Consider the following 18,740-nt stretch of genomic DNA (forward strand, 5'->3'; position numbering starts at 1 on the left):
GCTTGCGGCCTGCCGCAACTACGTTATAGTTGCCGCAAGCCATCAGCTTTTGTATGGTTCAAGCACACAGTATAGATGGATATCTTCAGGTTCAAGCGATACAGCTCAGGATCCGGTTTATCGAGCAGCTTGCAGCCAAGCCGCACATAGAAATCGACGGTGTTGCGCGAGTTCGTGGCGGAGATATGGATTTGTTCCGCGCCCATTTCCCTGGCGCGCTTGCAGGCTGTACGAAACAATCCGCTGGCCAGCCCGCGGCCGCGATAGTGGGCAAAACTATATTCAATAAACGCATCGCGGACAAGTTCAATCCGAAGGACCTTTGCTCACCGCTTCAATCCTGTGCCCATCCGGGTCGATCAAAAAAGCGGCATAGTAATTTTCCTCGTACTCAGGACGCAGGCCGGGCGCGCCGTTGTCGCTGCCGCCCACACGCAATGCGGCGCGATGGAAAGCATCGACGGCAGCGCGGGACGGCGCCGCAAACGCCAGGTGAAAGCCTGGTCCGGGCGGCGCTGCGTCTGGACGCAGTTTCAGGCAAAGCAAGTCTTCGCCATCCGTCAGCCCATACCCGACCGCGGTTGCATCCTCGAACACCCGGCGCAGGCCAAGCGCGCCAAGCGCCGCATCGTAAAACGCGCCTGACAGGGAAAGATCGCGGACGCCGAGGGAGACATGATGAATCATGGATGCTGTCATTTTGCCGGCAATGCCCATAACAAGCCACGCGTGATCAAGGGAGGAAATACCGTCAGATGGTCTTCATCCTGGATCACCTCGGAACGCACTTTCAGGCCGGGATAACGATGTGAATTCATTTGTTTCTCGAAGTCCTTCATGTCCTGCACCATATCGCTTTCCTTGTTATAGCGTGGATTGTGATCGCCCGGCTTGACCGTTTCGAACGAGCCGATCAGCATCAGTACCTTGGCCGGCATGTCTTTATGCGCCGCAGCATAAAGACGCTCCTGGCTGAACATGACCTTCTTGTCGTACCACAGCGAGGGGCTGCCTAGAATGTACTGGTCGAACATCTGCGGCTCCGTCAGCAGGACATGCAAGCCGAGCAACGATCCATAGGAGTGGCCGGCATAGATTTTACGGCTCATGTCGGCACGGTAGTTTGCGGCGACAAACGGAAATACTTCCCGTTCGATGAACTGCCGATACTGCTCGGCCTGCCCCGACAATTCCTTGCCTTTGCCGCTGGTGGTGTCGGTCGGCGTGTAATCCCGGTTGCGGCTGAAGACCGGGTCGTCGCCTTTGGAATAGGACAGCCCGACCAGGATGAATTCCTGGATTTTATTGCCATGGACGACCAGCCGGTTGCCAATGCTGCGCACCAGCGGGAAGCCGTAGTTGGCATCGGTGATGAACAGCACCGGATAACGCTTCTGCGATGTCGCATAGGAGGCCGGCAAGCTCACGAACAGCTCGTAGTCACGGTGCAGTATCTTCGATGAAATGCTCTGCACCTCGGTCCCTTCCAGTTCATATGGACGGGGCGCGGCGTTTGCCGGGGCCGGCGGGACTGAAAAAACCAGGGTAAACAATAAGGCAGGAAGGAGCTTGCGAAGTTTTTGCGGCATGTTTATACTTTCTCGTTCGTTTGCGATGGAGCGATGCTTCTGCCAGGCGATAATGTGTGCCGCAACGCCGGTTTCGTCAACCCTGCTTCGGGTGAAAAAGACGAACGGCGATAACCTGGCCGATGGTGATATCGTGCGTAAAATCATTTCCTGAAATCTCCCGCTACCTGCGGATCCGGTTCGAATACCAACCCGGCCATCGCTGCTTCCTCTTCGCGATGGCAACAACTGCTGGCGCATCAGCCTTATACACTTTGCCTGACGCCGGCTTGCACCGGATCCCGTTATAGTTTTTGCAGCACGGGCGCGCCGAGCGCCTGGATTTGAGCAGCCAAGTTATTCAACCGACAATCCGGCCAGGCAATCTTTGCCCGCCTGTCGATTTCGACGATTTCCGTTCGACTAGGTATCGAGAGCCGTTAAATCTCGCGGCTTGATCGCTTCTTCGTACAAAGTCCTCTTTGGAAAGACCGACATGACTGAAAATTCCATCCCTACCGCAACCCGCGACCGCCGCGGCCTGGCCCTGATCGTGCTGTGCCTGGGCGTGCTGATGATCGTGCTCGACACCACCATCGTCAACGTCGCGCTGCCGTCCATCAAGACTGACCTGAAGTTCTCCGACACCTCGCTGGCCTGGGTGGTGAACGCCTACATGCTGACTTTCGGCGGCTTCCTGCTGCTCGGCGGCCGGCTCGGCGACCTGTACGGCCACCGGCGGCTGTTCCTGATCGGTATCGCATTATTCACCGTGGCCTCACTGGCCTGCGGCCTGTCCACTACCCAGGGCTTCCTGCTGGCGGCGCGCGCCGTGCAAGGGCTGGCCGGCGCCGTGGTGACCTCGGTGGCGCTATCGCTGATCATGGACCTGTTCACCGAACCGGCCGAACGCGCCAAGGCGATGGGGGTCTACGGTTTCGTCTGCGCCGGCGGCGGCAGCCTCGGCGCCATGCTGGGCGGCCTGCTGACCGACACCCTGAGCTGGCACTGGATTTTCCTGGTCAACCTGCCGATCGGCATCGCCGTCATCGCCCTTTCATTGCGGCTGCTGCCGGCGCTGCACAGCCAGGCGCAGTCCAGGCACCTCGACGTATTCGGCGCGATTACCGTCACCGCTGCGCTGATGCTCGCCGTGTATGCCATCGTCAACGGCAACGAAGCGGGCTGGGTGTCGTCTCGGACCTTGGGCCAGCTGGCCGTTGCGGCGGCGTTGCTGGCAACTTTCCTGGTGATCGAAACGCGGGTGCGGGTGCCGCTGATGCCGCTGCGGCTGTTCCAGCTGCGTAACGTGGCGGTCGCCAATGTCGTCGGCGTGCTGTGGGCGGCGGCGATGTTCGCCTGGTTTTTCCTGTCCGCGCTCTACCTGCAGCTGGTGTTGGGCTACAAGCCGCTGCAGGTCGGGCTGGCGTTCCTGCCGGCCAACCTGATCATGGCCGTCTTTTCCCTCGGGATCTCGGCCAAGCTGGTGATGCGCTTCGGCATCCGGCGGCCGCTGGCGGTGGGCCTGCTGCTGGCAACCTGCGGCCTGCTGCTGTTTGCGCGCGCCCCGGTCGACGGCCACTTCATCGCCGACGTATTGCCGGGCATGGTCCTGCTCGGCCTGGGCGCCGGGATTGCCTTCAATCCGGTGCTGCTGGCGGCCATGAGCGATGTCGCACCGTCCGAATCCGGGCTGGCCTCGGGCGTGGTCAACACCTCGTTCATGATGGGCGGCGCGCTCGGCCTGGCGGTGCTGGCCAGCCTGGCGGCCTTGCATACCGAGAACCTGCTGGCGGCCGGCAATGAACCGCTGGGGGCGCTCAACAGCGGCTACCAGGCAGCTTTCCTGGTAGGCGCCTGCTTCGCCGGCCTGGGCGCCGCGCTTGGCGCCCTGCTGTTGCGCACCAAAACCATGGAGAGCGCCGTGCCTGCATAAGTTACCAGAGCTCCGCCGCACCAATCAGCGAAACGCCGTGCCCCGGTGTTTCCTACTTGCCGGGATAAACCTATGTTTGAGAAAGAAACAGACGCAGCACTTGTCAGCGAAACCGAGTACCGCCTGCTGGTGGCGGAATTCGACCTCCTGTGGAATCGCGCGACGACGATGCAGGAGCAATCGCGCATGGAGAGCCTGATCAAGCTGATCGACGCCTTCGAGAACGGCCTCCGCCAAAATTAATTTCCCATTCAGGATTAGAATGCACGGCAAGGCACACCTGCACTTATTACGATCGAACGGCTCATGCAAAATATCATTACTGTAGCAAACGTCTCGAAAACCTACGCTTCCGGCCACCGCGCCCTCAACAACGTCAACCTGGAGATCCGCCGCGGCGAGATCCTGGCGCTGCTGGGTCCGAACGGCGCCGGCAAGACCACACTGATCAGCTGCATCTGCGGCATCCTCAACATCTCCGAGGGCTCGGTGCGGGTCGACGGCCACGACATCGGCGCCGATTTCCGCGCGGCCCGCTCCATGATCGGCCTGGTGCCGCAGGAACTGACCACCGACGCCTTCGAAACGGTGTGGGCGACGGTGTCCTTCAGCCGCGGCCTGTTCGGCAAGCCGGCCAACCCTGCCCATATCGAAAAGGTGCTCAAGGACCTGTCCTTGTGGGACAAGAAGGACAACAAGATCATGACCCTGTCCGGCGGCATGAAACGCCGGGTGCTGATCGCCAAGGCCTTGTCGCACGAGCCGCAGATCCTGTTCCTCGACGAGCCGACCGCCGGCGTCGACGTCAACCTGCGCCACGACATGTGGCAGCTGGTGCGTTCGCTGCGGGAAAGCGGCGTCACCATCATCCTGACCACCCACTACATCGAGGAAGCCGAAGACATGGCCGACCGCATCGGGGTGATCAACAAGGGCGAGATCATCCTGATCGAGGACAAGAAAGAACTGATGCACAAACTTGGCAAGAAACTGCTGACGCTGCAGCTGGAGCAGCCGCTGCAGCAGGTTCCGCCCGAACTTGCGGCCTACCAGCTGAGCTTGTCCAGCGACGGCAGCCAGCTGGTCTATACCTATGAAAGCGACGGCGAACGCGTGACCATCATTTCGCTGCTCAACGCCCTCAGCGCACAAGGCATCCAGTTCAAGGATATCCAGACCACGCAAAGTTCCCTCGAGAATATTTTCGTCAACCTGATCAAGGACGGACAATGAATTTCCATGCAATCCGCGCCATCTACAACTTCGAAATGGCGCGCACCTGGCGTACCCTGCTGCAAAGCATCATCGCCCCGGTGATTTCGACTTCGCTGTATTTCGTCGTGTTCGGCGCCGCCATCGGCTCGCGCATCGCCCAGGTCGACGGCGTCAGCTACGGCGCCTTCATCGTGCCGGGGCTGGTGATGCTGTCGCTGCTCACGCAAAGCATCTCGAACGCCTCGTTCGGCATCTACTTCCCTAAATTCACCGGCACCATCTACGAGCTGCTGTCGGCGCCGGTGTCATACCGCGAAATCGTGATCAGCTACGTCGGCGCCGCCGCCAGCAAATCGATACTGCTCGGCCTGATCATCCTGGCCACGGCCGGACTGTTCGTGCCGCTGCACATCGAACATCCGCTCTGGATGATCCTGTTCCTGGTGCTGACCGCCGTCACCTTCAGCCTGTTCGGCTTCATCATCGGCATCTGGGCCGACAATTTCGAGAAGCTGCAGCTGGTGCCGCTGCTGATCATCACGCCGCTGACTTTCCTCGGCGGCAGCTTTTACTCGATCAAGATGCTGCCGCCGGTATGGCACACGATCAGCCTGTTCAACCCGGTGGTGTACCTGATCAGCGGCTTCCGCTGGAGCTTCTACGGCACTGCCGATGTGCACATCACGGTCAGCCTGGCGATGACGCTGGCATTCCTGGCAGTGTTCCTGGGAATCGTGGCCTGGATCTTCAAGACCGGCTACCGGCTCAAGTCCTAGAGGCCGGAGCCAGCCATGCAGCCTGAGACTTTCAGCTTGCGTCCGGCGCGGATGGCCGACGTCCCGGTTTTGGAAGCGCTGATTGCCCGTTCCGGCGTCGGCCTGAGCACCGGTTTCTATTCGGACCAGCAGGCTGCGGCGGTCACCCGCCATGTGTTTGGCGTCGACACCCAGCTGGTCGCCGACCAGACTTATTTTATTATCGAAGACGGCGCCAAGGCCCTGGCTTGCGGCGGCTGGAGCAAGCGCCGCACGCTGTTCGGCGGCGACCGCGCGAAGAGCGGCCCCGATCCCCTGCTCGATCCGTTGCAGGAAGCTGCCCGCATACGCGCGTTCTTTGTCGATCCTGGCATGGAACGGCGCGGCCTCGGCAGCCAGCTGATGCGGCATTGCACTCGCGAAGCAGCCCTTAACGGCTTCGGCACGCTGGAGCTGGTCGCCACGCTTCCCGGCGAGCCGCTGTACCTGGCTTTCGGCTTTGCCGTCATCGAAAGGTTCGAGCTCGACCTGCCCGGCGGCATCCAGGTGCCGGTGACGCGGATGAGGAAAAACATCGGACCGGCAGAAACCACGGCGGCATAAATGAATGGCAGGCACACTCATCTCCAGCTATCCCTGTACCTGATCGCCGCGGCGGTGTTCCTGGTGGGATTATTGTCCGCCGGCCTGATCTACCGCGCCGCTGCCGAACGGGAGAGCGCCGCCCTCAGCTACCAGGTGGTGGGCGGCAGCGTCTATGCAGTCGACCCGGCCGATTCCAAGGCCTACCGGCGCGACGTCGAACTGTATGGCGGCACCTCGGGGCGGCTGATCGCCGACTTCAACCGCTGGCTGTCCAGCCTGTGGCATGGGAAACGGCTGGCGTACGTGCTCGCCATCTTTTCGGTTGGAATAGCCTACATCTGCTTCTCCGTCGCCCGCGGACAGGAGCCGTAGGGTGGGCACCTGTGCCCACGCGTGACCGCGATAGCCGGAGTACATGACTGCGCGGCACCGGAATGGCATGTACGTGGCGTGAGTTCACGCGTGGGCAGAAAGGCCTGCCCACCCTACGCGAATATCCTGGCCAACGGCATTAGCAGGCTGCGCCGGGTTATGATGCGATGTTATTTCCTACAGGGTGAATCTTCCATGCACAGTCTATCTTCCCCATCCAGCGCCAGGGGCTGGTCGTTCTGGTGGAAACCGGCGCTGTTCGTACTGGTAGCCGTGGTTGGCCTGTATTACGTCAAATGGTCGCCTTATTACCTCAAATCCTTCCTGGCCGCCGACAAGCACAGCATCGGCGCTTCCATTCTCGACGACCAGCAAGGCGCGCCCATCGCCGCCGCGCTGGCCTACGCCAAGGTGTATTTCCTGGCGATCTGGAAAGCCGCGGTGCTGGCGGTGATCCTGGGTTCGCTGCTGCAGGTGCTGATCCCGCGCGACTGGCTGCTACGCCTGTTCGGCCGCGCCGGCTTCGGCTCGGTGCTGCGCGGCGGCCTGTTCGCCCTGCCTGGCATGATGTGTTCCTGCTGCGCCGCCCCGGTCGTGGCTGGCATGCGTCGCCAAAAAGTTTCGGTGGGCGCGGCGCTGGCGTTCTGGATCGCCAATCCGGTGCTCAATCCGGCGACGCTGGTGTTCATGGGTTTCGTGCTGGGCTGGGGGTTTACCGCCCTGCGCCTGGTGGCGGGCCTGGTGCTGGTGCTGGGCGTATCGATGATCGCTCAGCGCATTTCCCGTCCCGAGGAAATCCCGGCGGCGGCGGCGGCAGAAGCGGTAGTCGCAGCCAGCGCGCCTGCCCGCACCGACTTCCTGGGGCGCTGGGCGCGCACCATATGGCAGCTGTTCTGGAGCACGATCCCGGTGTATGTGCTGGCAGTGCTGGTGCTGGGCGCAGCCCGGGTCTGGCTGTTCCCGCATGTCGACGGTGCCATGGGCAACAGCCTGCTGTGGCTGGTGCCGCTGGCCATCGCCGGCACCTTGTTCGTGATCCCGACAGCGGCTGAAATCCCTATCGTGCAAACCATGATGGCGCTGGGCCTAGGCACCGCGCCGGCGGTGGCGCTGCTGATGACTTTGCCGAGCATCAGCCTGCCGTCGCTGCTGATGCTGCGCAAGGATTTCGACGCCAGGGTGCTGGTGGCGGTAGCCGTGCTGACCATGCTGGTCGGCGTGGTCAGCGGGCTGGTTGGAGCTGCGCTGCTGTAACCTAACGGTCCCTTAGCGCCGCGGCGCCGGCCATGGCGACCTGCGCATCCTGGTCGGACTGCATGCCGGATACGCCTATGCCGCCGATGACGGCGCCGTTGCGCAGCAGAGGCAGGCCGCCTTCAAGCGGCATCAGATTGTCCATCGCCAGCAGCCGCAGATGGCTGCCACCCTGCCCTAGCGCGTCCTGGAACACCGCCGTAGGCCGGCGGAAAGCCACCGCGGTTTCGGCTTTCTGCCGGCTGACGCCGATGCTTCCCAGCTGGGCCTGATCCATCCGCTGCAAAAGCTGCAGGTGGCAGGCGCTATCCACCACGGCGATTACCATTGGCCAGCCGCGCTCCCGGGCAAATTCCTCCGCCGCCTGCATCACCGCCTTGGCGTCCGCCAATGACAGCGGCGAACCATACTCGACAACAAAACTGGCGCGATCAATTGTCACTTCCATCTCCTCTAAAAATGATGGAATAAGTATAGTTTCTCCCGATTTGATTGATAATAGCCAGAATCAACCAATCACTTTCACGCTCTTAATGAAAATCACCTCGATCCAGGATTACGCTGCTTTCGTCGCCGTGGTTGACGAAGGCAGCCTGACAGCCGCCGCCCGCAAGCTCGGGCGATCGGTGCAGGCGGTCAGCATCTCCCTGAAAAACCTGGAGGACGAACTGGCACTGACGCTGGTGACGCGCAGCACGCGCCGCTGCAGTCCGACGCCGGCCGGCCTGAAATTTGCGGCCCGCCTGCGCACCGTGCTGGCCGACATAAACGATGCCCATGCCGAAGTGCTGGATGACGCCGCACAATTGAGCGGGCCGATCAGGATCGGCGCATCCACCCTGTTCGGCCCCGATTTCCTGATGCCGATACTGGCAGGTTTTATCGAACGACAGCCCGGGATCGCCATCGAACTGGCGCTATCGGACCGCCATGTCGATCTCGCAAAGGAAGGGCTGGACCTGGCGATCCGCATCGGCCACCTGAAGCAGCCTGACCTCAAAGCCAGGAAACTCGGCGTGCTGCGCCGGGTGGTGGTCGGCGCCCCCGGTTATCTGGCACGCCGCGGCCGCCCCGGCGAACCCGGCGACCTGCAGCAGCATGACTGCATCCTGCGGCGCAATGCCAGGCAGCAGGAAAGCTGGAGTTTCAGCTCCGGCAATATCGTGGTGTCCGGCCGCTTCAGTTCCGACAGCGCCCTGGCCCGGCAGCGTGCGGCGACTCTCGGGCTGGGCTTGTGCATGGCCCCGCTGTGGCAAGTCAGCAGCCTGGTTGACGCCGGCCAGCTGGAAGTGGTGCTCGATGACTTCGCAATGCCCGGCTTGCCGATCCATATCGTATGGCCGGAAGGCCGCACGCCGCGCCGGGTGCGCGCGGTAATCGACCTGCTTGCAGCGCGCCTCTCCGTGGCCGGGTTTTGATCCCTATTTTTTGGCCGACTCTTTCAGCAGATCGGCCAGGTAGGATTGCCACACCGCTGCCCGCGTATGCGTGCCATGGCCATAGGTCTGATCGCTGATCGGGATCAATACGTAACGGCCATTCTTGATTTTTTTCACCTGGACTTCGGCGATGCCGGTTTCCGGCGGATTGATGAAATCGTCGGCAGAATTGACCCACATGAGCGGCGCGGTGATCTTATCCAGGTTGGCGGACGGGTCGTAATTGCGCGATGCGCTGACCTGGTACAGCAAGTCGTTGGCGTCGAGCGTGGCCAGGTCTTTGGTCACATGCTCGGTGACATAGGCGTCCGCGGCGTCGCGCGTCGGATACTCTTTTTGCTGCTGGTGCGGCGCGCTGCCGGCGATCAGCAGCAGGTCCGCCGCGGTGCGCAAACCTTGCTGTGGCTGGGACTTGTAATCGCCGCCCTGCCACGCCGGATCGCTGGTGATGCCATCGATCAGCATCTTGCGCCAGGCACGGTTGCGGCCAGCGATCGGCACCGGCTGGCAAGCCAGCGGCATCAGCGCATCCATGAACGAGGGGTAGGTTTCGCCCCAGACAAAAGAATGCATGCAACCCATCGAAGTTCCCATTACCAGCCGCAAATGATCCACGCCCAGGCCCTGGGTGACCAAGGCATATTGTGCGGCGACCATGTCGTCATAGTCGTATTTGGGAAAACGCGCATGCAGGCCGTCGCTGGGTTTCGAGGATTTGCCGTGGCCGATGCCGTCGGGCAGGATGACGTACATCTTGGCCGGGTCCAGCAAGCCGCCCGGCGCAAACAGGATATTGGCGAATTGCGGCCGCAAGAACTGATGGCCGTCGCCGCCGGTGCCGTGCATGACGATCACTGCGTTGTTCACATGTCCGTCCGCATCGCGTTTTGGCGTGCCGAGCGTGGTGTAGTGCAGCTTCAGCGCGGGCAGCGTTTCACCGGAACGGAACTTGAAATCATGGACGACAAATTCTCCTTCCTTGGTGGTCAACGCCGGCGCGGACTGCGCCAGCGCTGCGCAGCCGGTAGCGCTGATGACGGCGGCGAAAGCAGCAACGGCAACATATCTAGGAAGGAAACGGTTCATTGTCGGTCTCGATGTTCTGGTTGTTGGATTACTGTTACGTTAATCAAGCGCTGCCTATATGTCAAACGGCGGGTTGGACAGAATTAGGCAAATGGGTAAGAATCGTCGATACAATTCAACCCAGGACAACAATTGCCGCTATGGACAGACTTGAAGCATTGCGCCTCTTCACCCATATCGTCGACCTGGGCAGTTTTACCAAGGCCGCCGGTGTGCTGGAAATCCCTCGCGCCACCGCCACCCACGCCATGAAGGAGCTGGAACTGCGGCTGGGAACGCGGCTGCTGGAGCGAACCACGCGCAACGTCAAGCCGACCCTGGACGGCCGCGCCTTCTATGAGCGCTGCTGCCGCATCCTGGCCGACGTCGAAGATGCAGAAACCTCGCTCGACACCAGCGCCGCCAATCCCGGCGGCGTGCTGCGCCTGGGCCTGCACGGCACCCACGCTACCTGGATCATCCTGCCGCGGCTGGCCGAATTCCGCGAACGCTATCCGCGCCTGAACATCGCGATCAGCAGCGGTGACCGCCTGGTCGACCTGGTGGGCGAAGGGATAGACTGCGTGGTGCGGGTCGGCATACCCAAGGATTCCTCGCTGATCGCCAGGCGGCTGGCTTCGCTGCCGGAGGTCATCTGCGCCAGTCCAGAATACCTGGAGCGCTGCGGCACGCCGCTGGTCCCGGAGGATCTGGCGGCACACCAGGCAGTCGGCTTTTTCACGCGCAACCACAACATCCAATATCCGTTCACTTTGCTGCGCAACGGCCAGGCAGAAGAATACAAGGCCGGCAGCTGGATAGCAGTCGACAGCGCCGACAGCTACACCCAATGCGCGCTGCAGGGTTTCGGCCTGATCCAGGTGCCGCGCTTCCGGGTTGAACAATACCTGCAGAGCGGCCGGCTGGTGGCGGTGCTAGGCGACTGGGCCTGCCCCGAACTGCCAGTGCTGGCGCTGTATCCTTCCCACCATCAGCTGTCGCCCAGGGTCAAGGTATTTGTCGACTGGGTGGTACAGGTGTATGCCGAATATTTTGCCGGCCAGGCTTAGGGCCGGATGACGGACAGGCAGTATACTGTCTCACTTTTGCAATTCTGCCTTACCTGAAAGACAACACCATGAGCACCTTGCCCGCATGCCCGGAATGCAGTTCCGAATTCACCTACGAAGACGGCGGCCTCTACATCTGCCCGGAATGCGCCCATGAATGGTCGGCGCAGGCTGCGGCGGATTCGGGCGCAGACGGCGCCAAGGTATATCGCGATGCGGTCGGCAATGTCTTGCAGGACGGCGACACGGTGACCGTGATCAAGGACCTGAAACTGAAAGGTTCGGGCGGCGTGGTCAAGGTCGGCACCAAGGTGAAGAATATCCGCCTGGTCGACAGCGACCACGACATCGACTGCAAGATCGACGGCTTCGGCGCCATGAGCCTGAAATCGGAATTCGTCAAGAAGGTGTAATGTGGGCGGGAGTGCGAGCTCCTGAAAAAAAAATGCGGTTTCCGAGTTGCCTGACCAAGCGTGCCCTATAGACACCATGCCGAGACACAATCCAGCACTGCACCGCATACAAAAAGCGCCGATGACCACGCAACGGCTGCGGCTCCTGATCACCGGCGCGGTCGTGGCGATCGCCGTGGTTGGCTGGGCCCTGGTGACCATCCTCAAGCCGGCCACCCAGCGCACCATCGTCATCACCGCCGGCGCCGACAAAGGCATCTACAACGGCTTCGCCGAGCGCTATGCGCCTCTACTGAAGCGCGAAGGCATCACCCTCGATATCCGCAACTCTTCCGGCTCGGTGGAAAACTACCAGCGGCTGAAGGATCCCGAGAGCGAATACGAAGTCGGCTTCATCCAGTCCGGCACCACCACCCCGTCCGAAAACGACCAGCTGCAAACCATCGCCGCCATCTCGTATGAGCCGATCTGGGTGTTCTACCGCGGCGACACCGTCATCAACCGCCTGGCGCAACTGAAAGGCAAGCGGATTTCCATCGGCGTCCCCGGCAGCGGCCTGCTGAAAGTCTCACGCACCCTGCTCGGCCACAGCGGCATCAACGCCGACAATGCCAAGCTGCTGGAAATGGATGCCTACAAGGCTTACCAGAACCTCGAGAACGGCCAGCTGGACGCCGCTTTCTTTATCGGCAGGCCGGACGCAGCGATGCAGCAGATGCTGCTCAACAGCGACCTCAAGCTGATGAGTTTTGCCCAGGCCGACGCGCTGGTGCTGAAATTCCCGTCGCTCTCCAAGATCATCTTCCCGCGCGCCTCGACCAGCGTCGCCAATGACCTGCCGCAAGCCGACGTCACCTTGCTGGCCGCCACCGCGCTGCTGGTGTCCAAGGACACCCTGCATCCGGCGCTGGTCTACCTGCTGCTGGAAGCCGCCAACACCGCCCACGCCCGCGAAGACTATTTCACGCCGCGCGGCACCTTCCCCAACCTGAACACGGACGATTTCCCGATCTCGGACGAAAGCACGCGCTACTTCAAATCCGGCCGCCCCTTCCTTCAGCGCTACTTGCCGTTCTGGCTGGCCAGCTTCATCGAACGCCGCCTGCTGATCCTGCTGCCGTTCATGGCGCTGCTGTTCGGCCTGCTGCAGGCATTGCCGCGCATGGTGGAATCGCGCATGAAAAACCGGCTGGTGGTCTGGTACCGCGAGATCAAGTCGCTGGAAGATGAAATATGGAGCACCAAGCAACCCAGCAAGGAGCAGATCGCCCAATGGCGCGACGACATCGAAAACATCGACGCCAACGCCAGCCAGATACGCATTCCGCAGCGTTATTTCCAGGATGTGTATGCGCTCAAGCAGGCTATCAGGGTGGTGCGGGAAAGGATTGTTCAAGTGGCTCAGAAAGTTGAGCAATGAAAATATCGGATCGCGGTCTGAAACAGATTGGCCGCATTATTTGTTGAAAGACCAGCGTCGCACATATTGGCGACGCTGGCTCAGCAGGCCCTGTCTGTCTTGAACCAGACAAGGCCCCTGGCAGTCGGCATTACGCGAGATCGAAGCGGTCCGCGTTCATGACCTTGACCCAAGCCGCGACGAAGTCCTTGGCGAACTTCTCCTTGGCATCCCCACCCGCATAGACCTCGGCATAAGCCCGCAGCACCGAGTTGGAACCGAAGATCAGATCGTTGCGCGTGCCGGTGTACTTGACCGCGCCGGTCTTGCGATCGCGTCCTTCGAACAATTCGGCCTCGCTGTCGACGGCTTTCCACTCCAGGCCCATGTCCAGAAGATTGACGAAGAAGTCGTTGCTGAGTACGCCGACCTTGTCGGTGAACACACCGTGCTTGCTACCATCAAAGTTGGCGCCGAGTACCCGCAGGCCACCGACCAGCGCGGTGAGCTCCGGTGCCGTCAGCGTCAGCAACTGGGCCCGGTCGACCAGCAACACTTCGGTCGCAGCACTGGATTTGCTCTTATTGTAGTTGCGGAAACCGTCGGCGACTGGCTCCAGCACGGCAAAGGCCTCGACATCCGTCTGTTCCTGTTTGGCGTCGGTGCGGCCCGGTGCAAAGGGCACTTCGATCGAGATCCCGCCCGCCTTGGCCGCCTGTTCAACACCAACCACGCCGGCGAGCACAATCACGTCAGCCAGCGAGGCTTTGCCCGAAGCCTTCTGAATCTCGACCAGCTTTGGCAAAACACGCACTGCCGCCGCGTTGACTTCCCAGTCCTTCTGAGGGGCCAGAGCCAAGCGTGCGCCATTGGCGCCGCCGCGTTTGTCGCCGCCACGGAAGGTGGAGGCGGAAGCCCAGGCCACCGACACCAGCTCGGCTACCGATAGACCAGAGGCTGCGATCCTGGCCTTGATATCGGCAATGTCGGCCGCTGATGGCTGGTGCGTCGCAACCGGCAACGGGTCTTGCCAGATCAGATCTTCCTTCGGCACTTCGGGGCCGAGGTAACGTGCCTTTGGACCCATGTCACGGTGGGTCAGCTTGAACCAGGCGCGCGCAAAAGCTTCTGCAAAGGCTTGCGGGTCCTCATGGAAGCGCTTGGATATCTTGCCGAACTCCGGGTCGAAGCGCATGGTCAGGTCGGTGGTCAGCATGGTGGGTTTGTGGAACTTGCCTTGCACATGCGCGTCGGGAATGATGTCCTCGGCATCCTTGGCTACCCACTGTTTGGCGCCAGCCGGCGAATGGGTAAGCTCCCAGTCGTACTTGAACAGGTTTTCGAAGAAGTTGTTGCTCCACAACGTCGGGGTTTTGGTCCAGGTCACTTCCAGGCCACTGGACACGGTGTCTTTGCCGTGACCGCCGCCAAAGTTGCTGTTCCAGCCCAGGCCTTGGGCTTCGATGCCCGCGCCTTCTGGTTCGAAGCCCTTGTGCGATTCGGGCGCGGCGCCGTGCGCTTTGCCGAAGGTGTGGCCGCCGGCGATCAAGGCAACGATCTCCTCGTCGTCCATGGCCATGCGGCTGAAGGTGGCGCGGATGTCCTTGGCTGCAGCCATGTAGTCGCCGCTGGCGTTCGGGCCTTCCGGATTCACATAGATCAGCCCCATGTGGGTGGCGGCCAGATTGCTGTCCAGTTCACGGTCGCCCTGGAAACGCTTGTCATCGCCCAGCCATTTGGTTTCAGCGCCCCAGCCCACGTCCATGTCCGGTTCCCACACATCTTCACGCCCGCCGGCGAAACCGAAGGTGCGGAAGCCCATGGACTCCAGCGCCACATTACCGGTCAGGATGAAAAGGTCGGCCCAGGAGATTTTCTGGCCATATTTTTGCTTGATCGGCCACAACAGGCGGCGCGATTTATCAATATTGACGTTGTCCGGCCACGAATTGAGCGGTGCGAAACGCTGTTGTCCACGACCGCCGCCGCCTCGACCGTCAAAGGTGCGATAGGTGCCGGCCGAATGCCAGGCCATGCGGATGAACTGCGGACCATAGTGGCCAAAATCGGCCGGCCACCAGCTCTGGCTGTCGGTCATGAGTTTGATCAGGTCTGCCTTGAGCGCCTTGTAGTCAAGTTTCTTGAACTCTTCAGCGTAATCAAACTTCTCGCCCAGCGGATTAGACTTGTTGGAATGCTGGTTCAACAAATCGATGCGTAGCTGATTCGGCCACCAGTCTTTGTTCGTTGTGCCGCCGCCGGCGTGGTGGAAAGGACATTTGGCTTCAGTTGACATGGGATCTCCTTTGTCGTGGGTAGGTTGGGTGACTACAACATTTCTTTAACCAGGTCGTTCGGGCCAATAGTTTGCAGACTTTGATTATCGCCTATTGCCGCGGGCAATGAGCGCCACCGCGGTGGTCGCTAGACACAAAGCCGGCAGCCCGATATGGCGCCCGGGAAGTGCAGTATTTTTCATGAGGCATCTCTTGATTACCAAATGGCCTACTCATAGTAATTTTAATTCGATAATAAATGAAATTAATTATCACCATCGAATCAATAGCTATACGCAATCACTCGCAACGAGGTTGTCCTAGCCGGTAGCGATTTGATGGAATTGCTTCAGTTGAGCAAAAGATCGCTCAACAACACTAGCCGTGGCTCGAATGTCCGCTTTGGAGAAAAAGCCTGGTTACGTCAAAACCGGGCTCTGCCCAAGTCTTTTCAGCACGAACTCGCCGCGATCAGCCACTGACGACACGTCTCACCAACTCACAGAACGACCGTAATCAGACACTCGGCCGGGAGCTGAAAGTTAAGACGTTATTCGGATATAACTTGAACATAACGGATTTTCTGCGCCTGTGCGCCACCAAGCGTGGAGTCCTTTTGAGTCTTTGGCTGAACCCGAAATCCTGCCGCAGTATAAAATTTTATAGCTCGCTGATTAGCTATGAAAACCCAAAGGCTGACAGATCTGTAACCCTGTTTGATCATCCGCTGATTTGCTGCAAGCCATAAAGCGCGACCAATGCCTTTGGATAAAGCAGTCGGTCGCAGATAAATAGCCCAGATTTCAGCTGACTCGGGTGTTCGATCTTCATCGCGAGATGGACCAAATGCGATAAATCCGGCAACCTGGTCTTCGGTTCTTGCTACCAGCAACTCTGGCACTCCTTTCGCAATTGAATCTGCCCACATTGCCTCGCGCTGTTGCACCGACAATTGTGCAAGGACCTCAGCAGGAAGAATGTCGCGATAGGTGTGCTGCCAAGCAATCACATGTATCTCTGCTATGGCAAAGGCATCGTCAACGGATGCAGGTTCAATGTACATAGTAGTTAATGCTTTCGAATATCAGAGATGATCTGACAGGATGGCGCTAGTGACAATGTGAACGAGATGATCGGCCCGTGGCGCGAATGACGGCAGGTCGACGAGCCAGCCGAGCGCCGCCATCAGGCCGAACAGGTCGTCCCCATTCATATCGGTACGCGCCGTTCCTTCGGCCTGAGCACGGAGCAGTAGTCGCGCGCTCGCTGAGTGCACTGCTGCGCATGAAGCATAAAGAGCGGAGTCCGGGTTGGTGTGGGCGGCCGCCATCAGGGCGACGACGCCCCTATAGCTTTGGGCGAATGCCATCCATTCGCTAAACCAAGACACGAGCGCTTCGTCAGCTGGATTCGACGCTTCGAGTTCGTCTGCCTTCCGCTTCAGTTCGTCCAGATTCGTACACAACAACGCTTCAAACAAGGCTTCTCGCGTCGGGAAATGACGCAGCAGTGTAGCCAACCCGACGTCAGCCCGGCGGGCGATATCTCGCATGGACGCGTCGACACCGTGCTGGGCGATAACGTCGTGCGCGACTGCAAGTAGATGGCTGTAATTTTTTTTGGCGTCGGCTCGCATGGGGGTTCCTTGACAATCGGATCACTGATCCATATAATTGGATCACTGGTTCGAATATTGCGAATCAGGATCCGGATCTGTGATCCAAATAATACAGCGCCTTTGCACCAATGGGAACAGCGGCGCTGCCTTACAGCACAAACGAAAGGTGAAAGATTATGAAAAAATTAGAAGGCAAGGTTGCAATTATCACGGGCGGAAGCAGCGGGATTGGCTTGGCCACAGCCAAGCGCTTCGTGGAAGAAGGTGCGCACGTCGTGATCACTGGGCGACGAGAGAAAGAGCTGAAGGAGGCCGCTGCCTCCTTCAAGAGAAACGTTACGACTGTCGTGGGCGATGTGTCGCGCCTGGAAGATCTGGACCGGCTCTATGCCGTCGTGAAAGAGAAACACGGCCACATCGACGTTCTCTTCGCGAACGCCGGCGCAGGAACAATCGCACCGCTCGCGGTAGCTACCGAGGCCCATTTTGACCAGACCTTCGACGTGAACGTGAAGGGAATGTTCTTTACGGTACAGAAGGCCCTTCCCCTCTTCAAAGACGGCGGTTCGATTATCCTGAACTCTTCGGTCTCAAACGTCCTCGGACTGCCAGGGTTTACTGCTTACGCCGCGAGTAAGGCGGCTGTGCGCAACTTCGCGCGCGGCTGGGCTTTGGAATTGAAAGACCGCAAGATCCGCGTAAATAGTATGAGCCCCGGAGCAATCGACACCCCGGCCTTGGCGACGACGACGGGTCTTACCGCTGAACAGGCCGAGCAAGCAGTTGCACAGTTCACCACGCAGATCCCAATGGGCCGCAGAGGCATGCCCGAGGAAATCGCGGCAGCAGTCGCGTTCCTCGCCTCCGATGAAAGTTCTTACATCACCGGTGTGGATCTGGCCGTCGATGGAGGCATGGCGCAGGTCTGACCCCGGCGCGCTCCCGTGGCTGGCCCATAAGCTCTGCCAGTCGTGGGACCACGTTTCTCACACTTTAGTTTTAACATAAGGTCGGAGAAACATTGTGAGCTATGCAAGACTGATGGATCGCGATCGCAGATGTCGCCGCAGTTACCTATACTCAACCGTAAGGAGATTCCAGATGTACGAACAATCCAAACTATCCGAGTTGATCCAGTTCGCAGGAGTTGTTGCGGGCTCTACCGTTATCGATGTTTACCCAGGCGACGGCGGCTGGACCCGTCTCTTCTCCGACATCGTGGGACCTGGAGGACGGGTCTACAGCTTCGTGCCGGCCGAAGTCGCCAACTTCAAGAACGATCCGCTAGGGCGCATGCGGACGCTCGCGAAGGAGCCGGGCCGGGAGAACGTCGAAGCCGTCTCCGCGGATCTCGTGGCGATGCCGGGGGCCACGCAAGCAGCAGACGTCCTGTGGTTGCACCTGTTCTACCACGATCTCCATACCGAGCTGATGCAGGCTAGGGGCGCAACGGCGGCCCACTTCAATCGAGCCGTCTACGAGCGGCTGAAGCCCGGTGGGTCCTACGTCATCGTAGACCACGCCGCCGCCATCGGGGCGGGCACGAGCGAGGCCCAGTCGCTGCATCGGATTGAGCCTGCATCCGTTCGCGAGGAAGTGGAGGCGGCCGGTTTCGTACTGGACGCGGAGAGCACCATGCTCGCGAACAATGGCGATCTGCACTCGATCAAGGTGTTCGATCCGTCGATCAAGGGCGAGACCGATCGCTTCGCTTATCGGTTCGTGAAGCCCTGACAGGTCCCGGCGCATTTCTGCACATCCCGTGTAAAATATTC

21 protein-coding genes are annotated in these 18,740 nt (G+C 60.2%); 13 read left to right on the plus strand and 8 right to left on the minus strand.

Annotated elements, in window-relative coordinates:
- Positions 1 to 23: 23 nt before the first annotated feature.
- From CFU_RS25550 to CFU_RS14335, 3 genes are all read right to left on the minus strand, one after another.
- Positions 24 to 239: a hypothetical protein gene (locus tag CFU_RS25550; protein ID WP_014006756.1), complete on the minus strand. Its 216-nt coding sequence runs from the start codon at positions 237 to 239 to the stop codon at positions 24 to 26.
- Positions 240 to 306: 67 nt separating this feature from the next.
- On the minus strand, positions 307 to 687 hold the full coding sequence (locus tag CFU_RS14330; RefSeq protein ID WP_041743520.1) for a VOC family protein: 381 nt from the start codon (positions 685 to 687) through the stop codon (positions 307 to 309).
- Between the two features lie 8 nt (positions 688 to 695).
- Positions 696 to 1,589: an alpha/beta hydrolase gene (locus CFU_RS14335; RefSeq protein WP_041742090.1), complete on the minus strand. Its 894-nt coding sequence runs from the start codon at positions 1,587 to 1,589 to the stop codon at positions 696 to 698.
- A 475-nt stretch (positions 1,590 to 2,064) separates the two neighbouring features.
- On the opposite strand from CFU_RS14335, the gene CFU_RS14340 reads away from it, so the two are divergent.
- The 7 genes from CFU_RS14340 to CFU_RS14365 all read left to right on the plus strand — a co-directional run bounded on the left by CFU_RS14340 (position 2,065) and on the right by CFU_RS14365 (position 7,685).
- Positions 2,065 to 3,504, plus strand: coding sequence for a DHA2 family efflux MFS transporter permease subunit (locus CFU_RS14340; protein ID WP_014006759.1), 1,440 nt, complete (start codon positions 2,065 to 2,067; stop codon positions 3,502 to 3,504).
- 72 nt (positions 3,505 to 3,576) lie between these two features.
- Entirely contained in the window at positions 3,577 to 3,747 is a 171-nt protein-coding gene (locus CFU_RS24900) for a hypothetical protein (protein ID WP_190275160.1), read from the plus strand.
- 63 nt (positions 3,748 to 3,810) lie between these two features.
- Complete coding sequence (locus tag CFU_RS14345) at positions 3,811 to 4,737, plus strand: ABC transporter ATP-binding protein (protein ID WP_014006761.1); 927 nt, start codon at positions 3,811 to 3,813, stop codon at positions 4,735 to 4,737.
- Positions 4,734 to 5,495, plus strand: a complete 762-nt coding sequence (locus tag CFU_RS14350; RefSeq protein ID WP_014006762.1) for an ABC transporter permease — start codon at positions 4,734 to 4,736, stop codon at positions 5,493 to 5,495. The genes CFU_RS14345 and CFU_RS14350 overlap by 4 nt, the downstream gene beginning before the upstream one ends.
- A 15-nt stretch (positions 5,496 to 5,510) precedes the next feature.
- A complete protein-coding gene (locus CFU_RS14355; protein ID WP_014006763.1) occupies positions 5,511 to 6,077 on the plus strand; it encodes a GNAT family N-acetyltransferase in 567 nt (188 codons plus the stop codon).
- The gene (locus CFU_RS14360) at positions 6,078 to 6,431 is read left to right on the plus strand and encodes a hypothetical protein (protein ID WP_014006764.1); all 354 of its coding nucleotides are present in this window, start codon (positions 6,078 to 6,080) and stop codon (positions 6,429 to 6,431) included.
- A 195-nt stretch (positions 6,432 to 6,626) separates the two neighbouring features.
- Positions 6,627 to 7,685: a permease gene (locus tag CFU_RS14365; protein WP_041742091.1), complete on the plus strand. Its 1,059-nt coding sequence runs from the start codon at positions 6,627 to 6,629 to the stop codon at positions 7,683 to 7,685.
- 1 nt (position 7,686) lies between these two features.
- Here the strand turns inward: CFU_RS14365 and CFU_RS14370 are convergent, their stop codons facing one another.
- Complete coding sequence (locus CFU_RS14370; protein ID WP_014006766.1) at positions 7,687 to 8,133, minus strand: GlcG/HbpS family heme-binding protein; 447 nt, start codon at positions 8,131 to 8,133, stop codon at positions 7,687 to 7,689.
- 85 nt (positions 8,134 to 8,218) lie between these two features.
- Between CFU_RS14370 and CFU_RS14375 the strand changes: the two genes are divergently transcribed.
- A complete protein-coding gene (locus CFU_RS14375; protein WP_041742092.1) occupies positions 8,219 to 9,103 on the plus strand; it encodes a LysR family transcriptional regulator in 885 nt (294 codons plus the stop codon).
- Positions 9,104 to 9,106: 3 nt separating this feature from the next.
- Here CFU_RS14375 and CFU_RS14380 read toward each other — a convergent pair whose 3' ends face one another.
- A complete protein-coding gene (locus tag CFU_RS14380; RefSeq protein ID WP_014006768.1) occupies positions 9,107 to 10,210 on the minus strand; it encodes an alpha/beta fold hydrolase in 1,104 nt (367 codons plus the stop codon).
- A gap of 140 nt (positions 10,211 to 10,350) precedes the next feature.
- On the opposite strand from CFU_RS14380, the gene CFU_RS14385 reads away from it, so the two are divergent.
- The 3 genes from CFU_RS14385 to CFU_RS14395 all read left to right on the plus strand — a co-directional run bounded on the left by CFU_RS14385 (position 10,351) and on the right by CFU_RS14395 (position 13,092).
- Positions 10,351 to 11,259 (plus strand): LysR family transcriptional regulator, encoded by a 909-nt coding sequence (locus CFU_RS14385; RefSeq protein ID WP_041742093.1) that lies wholly within the window; start codon positions 10,351 to 10,353, stop codon positions 11,257 to 11,259.
- Positions 11,260 to 11,327: 68 nt separating this feature from the next.
- Entirely contained in the window at positions 11,328 to 11,672 is a 345-nt protein-coding gene (locus CFU_RS14390; protein WP_014006770.1) for a zinc ribbon domain-containing protein YjdM, read from the plus strand.
- Between the two features lie 121 nt (positions 11,673 to 11,793).
- Complete coding sequence (locus CFU_RS14395) at positions 11,794 to 13,092, plus strand: TAXI family TRAP transporter solute-binding subunit (protein WP_041742094.1); 1,299 nt, start codon at positions 11,794 to 11,796, stop codon at positions 13,090 to 13,092.
- A 130-nt stretch (positions 13,093 to 13,222) separates the two neighbouring features.
- Here the strand turns inward: CFU_RS14395 and katG are convergent, their stop codons facing one another.
- The 3 genes from katG to CFU_RS14410 form a co-directional block, all read right to left on the minus strand.
- The gene (katG, locus tag CFU_RS14400; RefSeq protein ID WP_014006772.1) at positions 13,223 to 15,367 is read right to left on the minus strand and encodes a catalase/peroxidase HPI; all 2,145 of its coding nucleotides are present in this window, start codon (positions 15,365 to 15,367) and stop codon (positions 13,223 to 13,225) included.
- Positions 15,368 to 15,897: 530 nt separating this feature from the next.
- Complete coding sequence (locus CFU_RS14405; RefSeq protein ID WP_041742095.1) at positions 15,898 to 16,410, minus strand: GNAT family N-acetyltransferase; 513 nt, start codon at positions 16,408 to 16,410, stop codon at positions 15,898 to 15,900.
- A 21-nt stretch (positions 16,411 to 16,431) separates the two neighbouring features.
- On the minus strand, positions 16,432 to 16,983 hold the full coding sequence (locus tag CFU_RS14410; protein ID WP_041742096.1) for a TetR/AcrR family transcriptional regulator: 552 nt from the start codon (positions 16,981 to 16,983) through the stop codon (positions 16,432 to 16,434).
- Between the two features lie 158 nt (positions 16,984 to 17,141).
- Between CFU_RS14410 and CFU_RS14415 the strand changes: the two genes are divergently transcribed.
- Positions 17,142 to 17,894 carry an SDR family NAD(P)-dependent oxidoreductase gene (locus tag CFU_RS14415; RefSeq protein WP_014006773.1) on the plus strand — a complete coding sequence of 251 codons (753 nt, stop codon included), beginning with the start codon at positions 17,142 to 17,144 and terminating at the stop codon, positions 17,892 to 17,894.
- A gap of 172 nt (positions 17,895 to 18,066) precedes the next feature.
- Positions 18,067 to 18,699, plus strand: coding sequence for a class I SAM-dependent methyltransferase (locus CFU_RS14420; RefSeq protein WP_041742097.1), 633 nt, complete (start codon positions 18,067 to 18,069; stop codon positions 18,697 to 18,699).
- Positions 18,700 to 18,740: the final 41 nt, after the last annotated feature.

Origin of the sequence: Collimonas fungivorans Ter331 (assembly GCF_000221045.1) — a bacterium.
GTDB lineage: Bacteria > Pseudomonadota > Gammaproteobacteria > Burkholderiales > Burkholderiaceae_D > Collimonas > Collimonas fungivorans_A.

Coding starts and splice junctions, on each gene's coding strand:
- CFU_RS14355 (WP_014006763.1), top strand. CDS start 5,511: ATGCAGCCTGAGACTTTCAGCTTGCGTCCGGCGCGGATGGCCGACGTC.
- CFU_RS14340 (WP_014006759.1), top strand. CDS start 2,065: ATGACTGAAAATTCCATCCCTACCGCAACCCGCGACCGCCGCGGCCTG.
- CFU_RS14385 (WP_041742093.1), top strand. CDS start 10,351: ATGGACAGACTTGAAGCATTGCGCCTCTTCACCCATATCGTCGACCTG.
- CFU_RS14350 (WP_014006762.1), top strand. CDS start 4,734: ATGAATTTCCATGCAATCCGCGCCATCTACAACTTCGAAATGGCGCGC.
- CFU_RS14420 (WP_041742097.1), top strand. CDS start 18,067: ATGTACGAACAATCCAAACTATCCGAGTTGATCCAGTTCGCAGGAGTT.
- CFU_RS14370 (WP_014006766.1), bottom strand. CDS start 8,133: ATGGAAGTGACAATTGATCGCGCCAGTTTTGTTGTCGAGTATGGTTCG.
- CFU_RS14390 (WP_014006770.1), top strand. CDS start 11,328: ATGAGCACCTTGCCCGCATGCCCGGAATGCAGTTCCGAATTCACCTAC.
- CFU_RS14410 (WP_041742096.1), bottom strand. CDS start 16,983: ATGCGAGCCGACGCCAAAAAAAATTACAGCCATCTACTTGCAGTCGCG.
- CFU_RS14380 (WP_014006768.1), bottom strand. CDS start 10,210: ATGAACCGTTTCCTTCCTAGATATGTTGCCGTTGCTGCTTTCGCCGCC.
- CFU_RS24900 (WP_190275160.1), top strand. CDS start 3,577: ATGTTTGAGAAAGAAACAGACGCAGCACTTGTCAGCGAAACCGAGTAC.
- CFU_RS14360 (WP_014006764.1), top strand. CDS start 6,078: ATGAATGGCAGGCACACTCATCTCCAGCTATCCCTGTACCTGATCGCC.
- CFU_RS14375 (WP_041742092.1), top strand. CDS start 8,219: ATGAAAATCACCTCGATCCAGGATTACGCTGCTTTCGTCGCCGTGGTT.
- CFU_RS14330 (WP_041743520.1), bottom strand. CDS start 687: ATGATTCATCATGTCTCCCTCGGCGTCCGCGATCTTTCCCTGTCAGGC.
- CFU_RS14405 (WP_041742095.1), bottom strand. CDS start 16,410: ATGTACATTGAACCTGCATCCGTTGACGATGCCTTTGCCATAGCAGAG.
- CFU_RS14345 (WP_014006761.1), top strand. CDS start 3,811: ATGCAAAATATCATTACTGTAGCAAACGTCTCGAAAACCTACGCTTCC.
- CFU_RS14365 (WP_041742091.1), top strand. CDS start 6,627: ATGCACAGTCTATCTTCCCCATCCAGCGCCAGGGGCTGGTCGTTCTGG.
- CFU_RS14415 (WP_014006773.1), top strand. CDS start 17,142: ATGAAAAAATTAGAAGGCAAGGTTGCAATTATCACGGGCGGAAGCAGC.
- CFU_RS14395 (WP_041742094.1), top strand. CDS start 11,794: ATGACCACGCAACGGCTGCGGCTCCTGATCACCGGCGCGGTCGTGGCG.
- katG (WP_014006772.1), bottom strand. CDS start 15,367: ATGTCAACTGAAGCCAAATGTCCTTTCCACCACGCCGGCGGCGGCACA.
- CFU_RS14335 (WP_041742090.1), bottom strand. CDS start 1,589: ATGCCGCAAAAACTTCGCAAGCTCCTTCCTGCCTTATTGTTTACCCTG.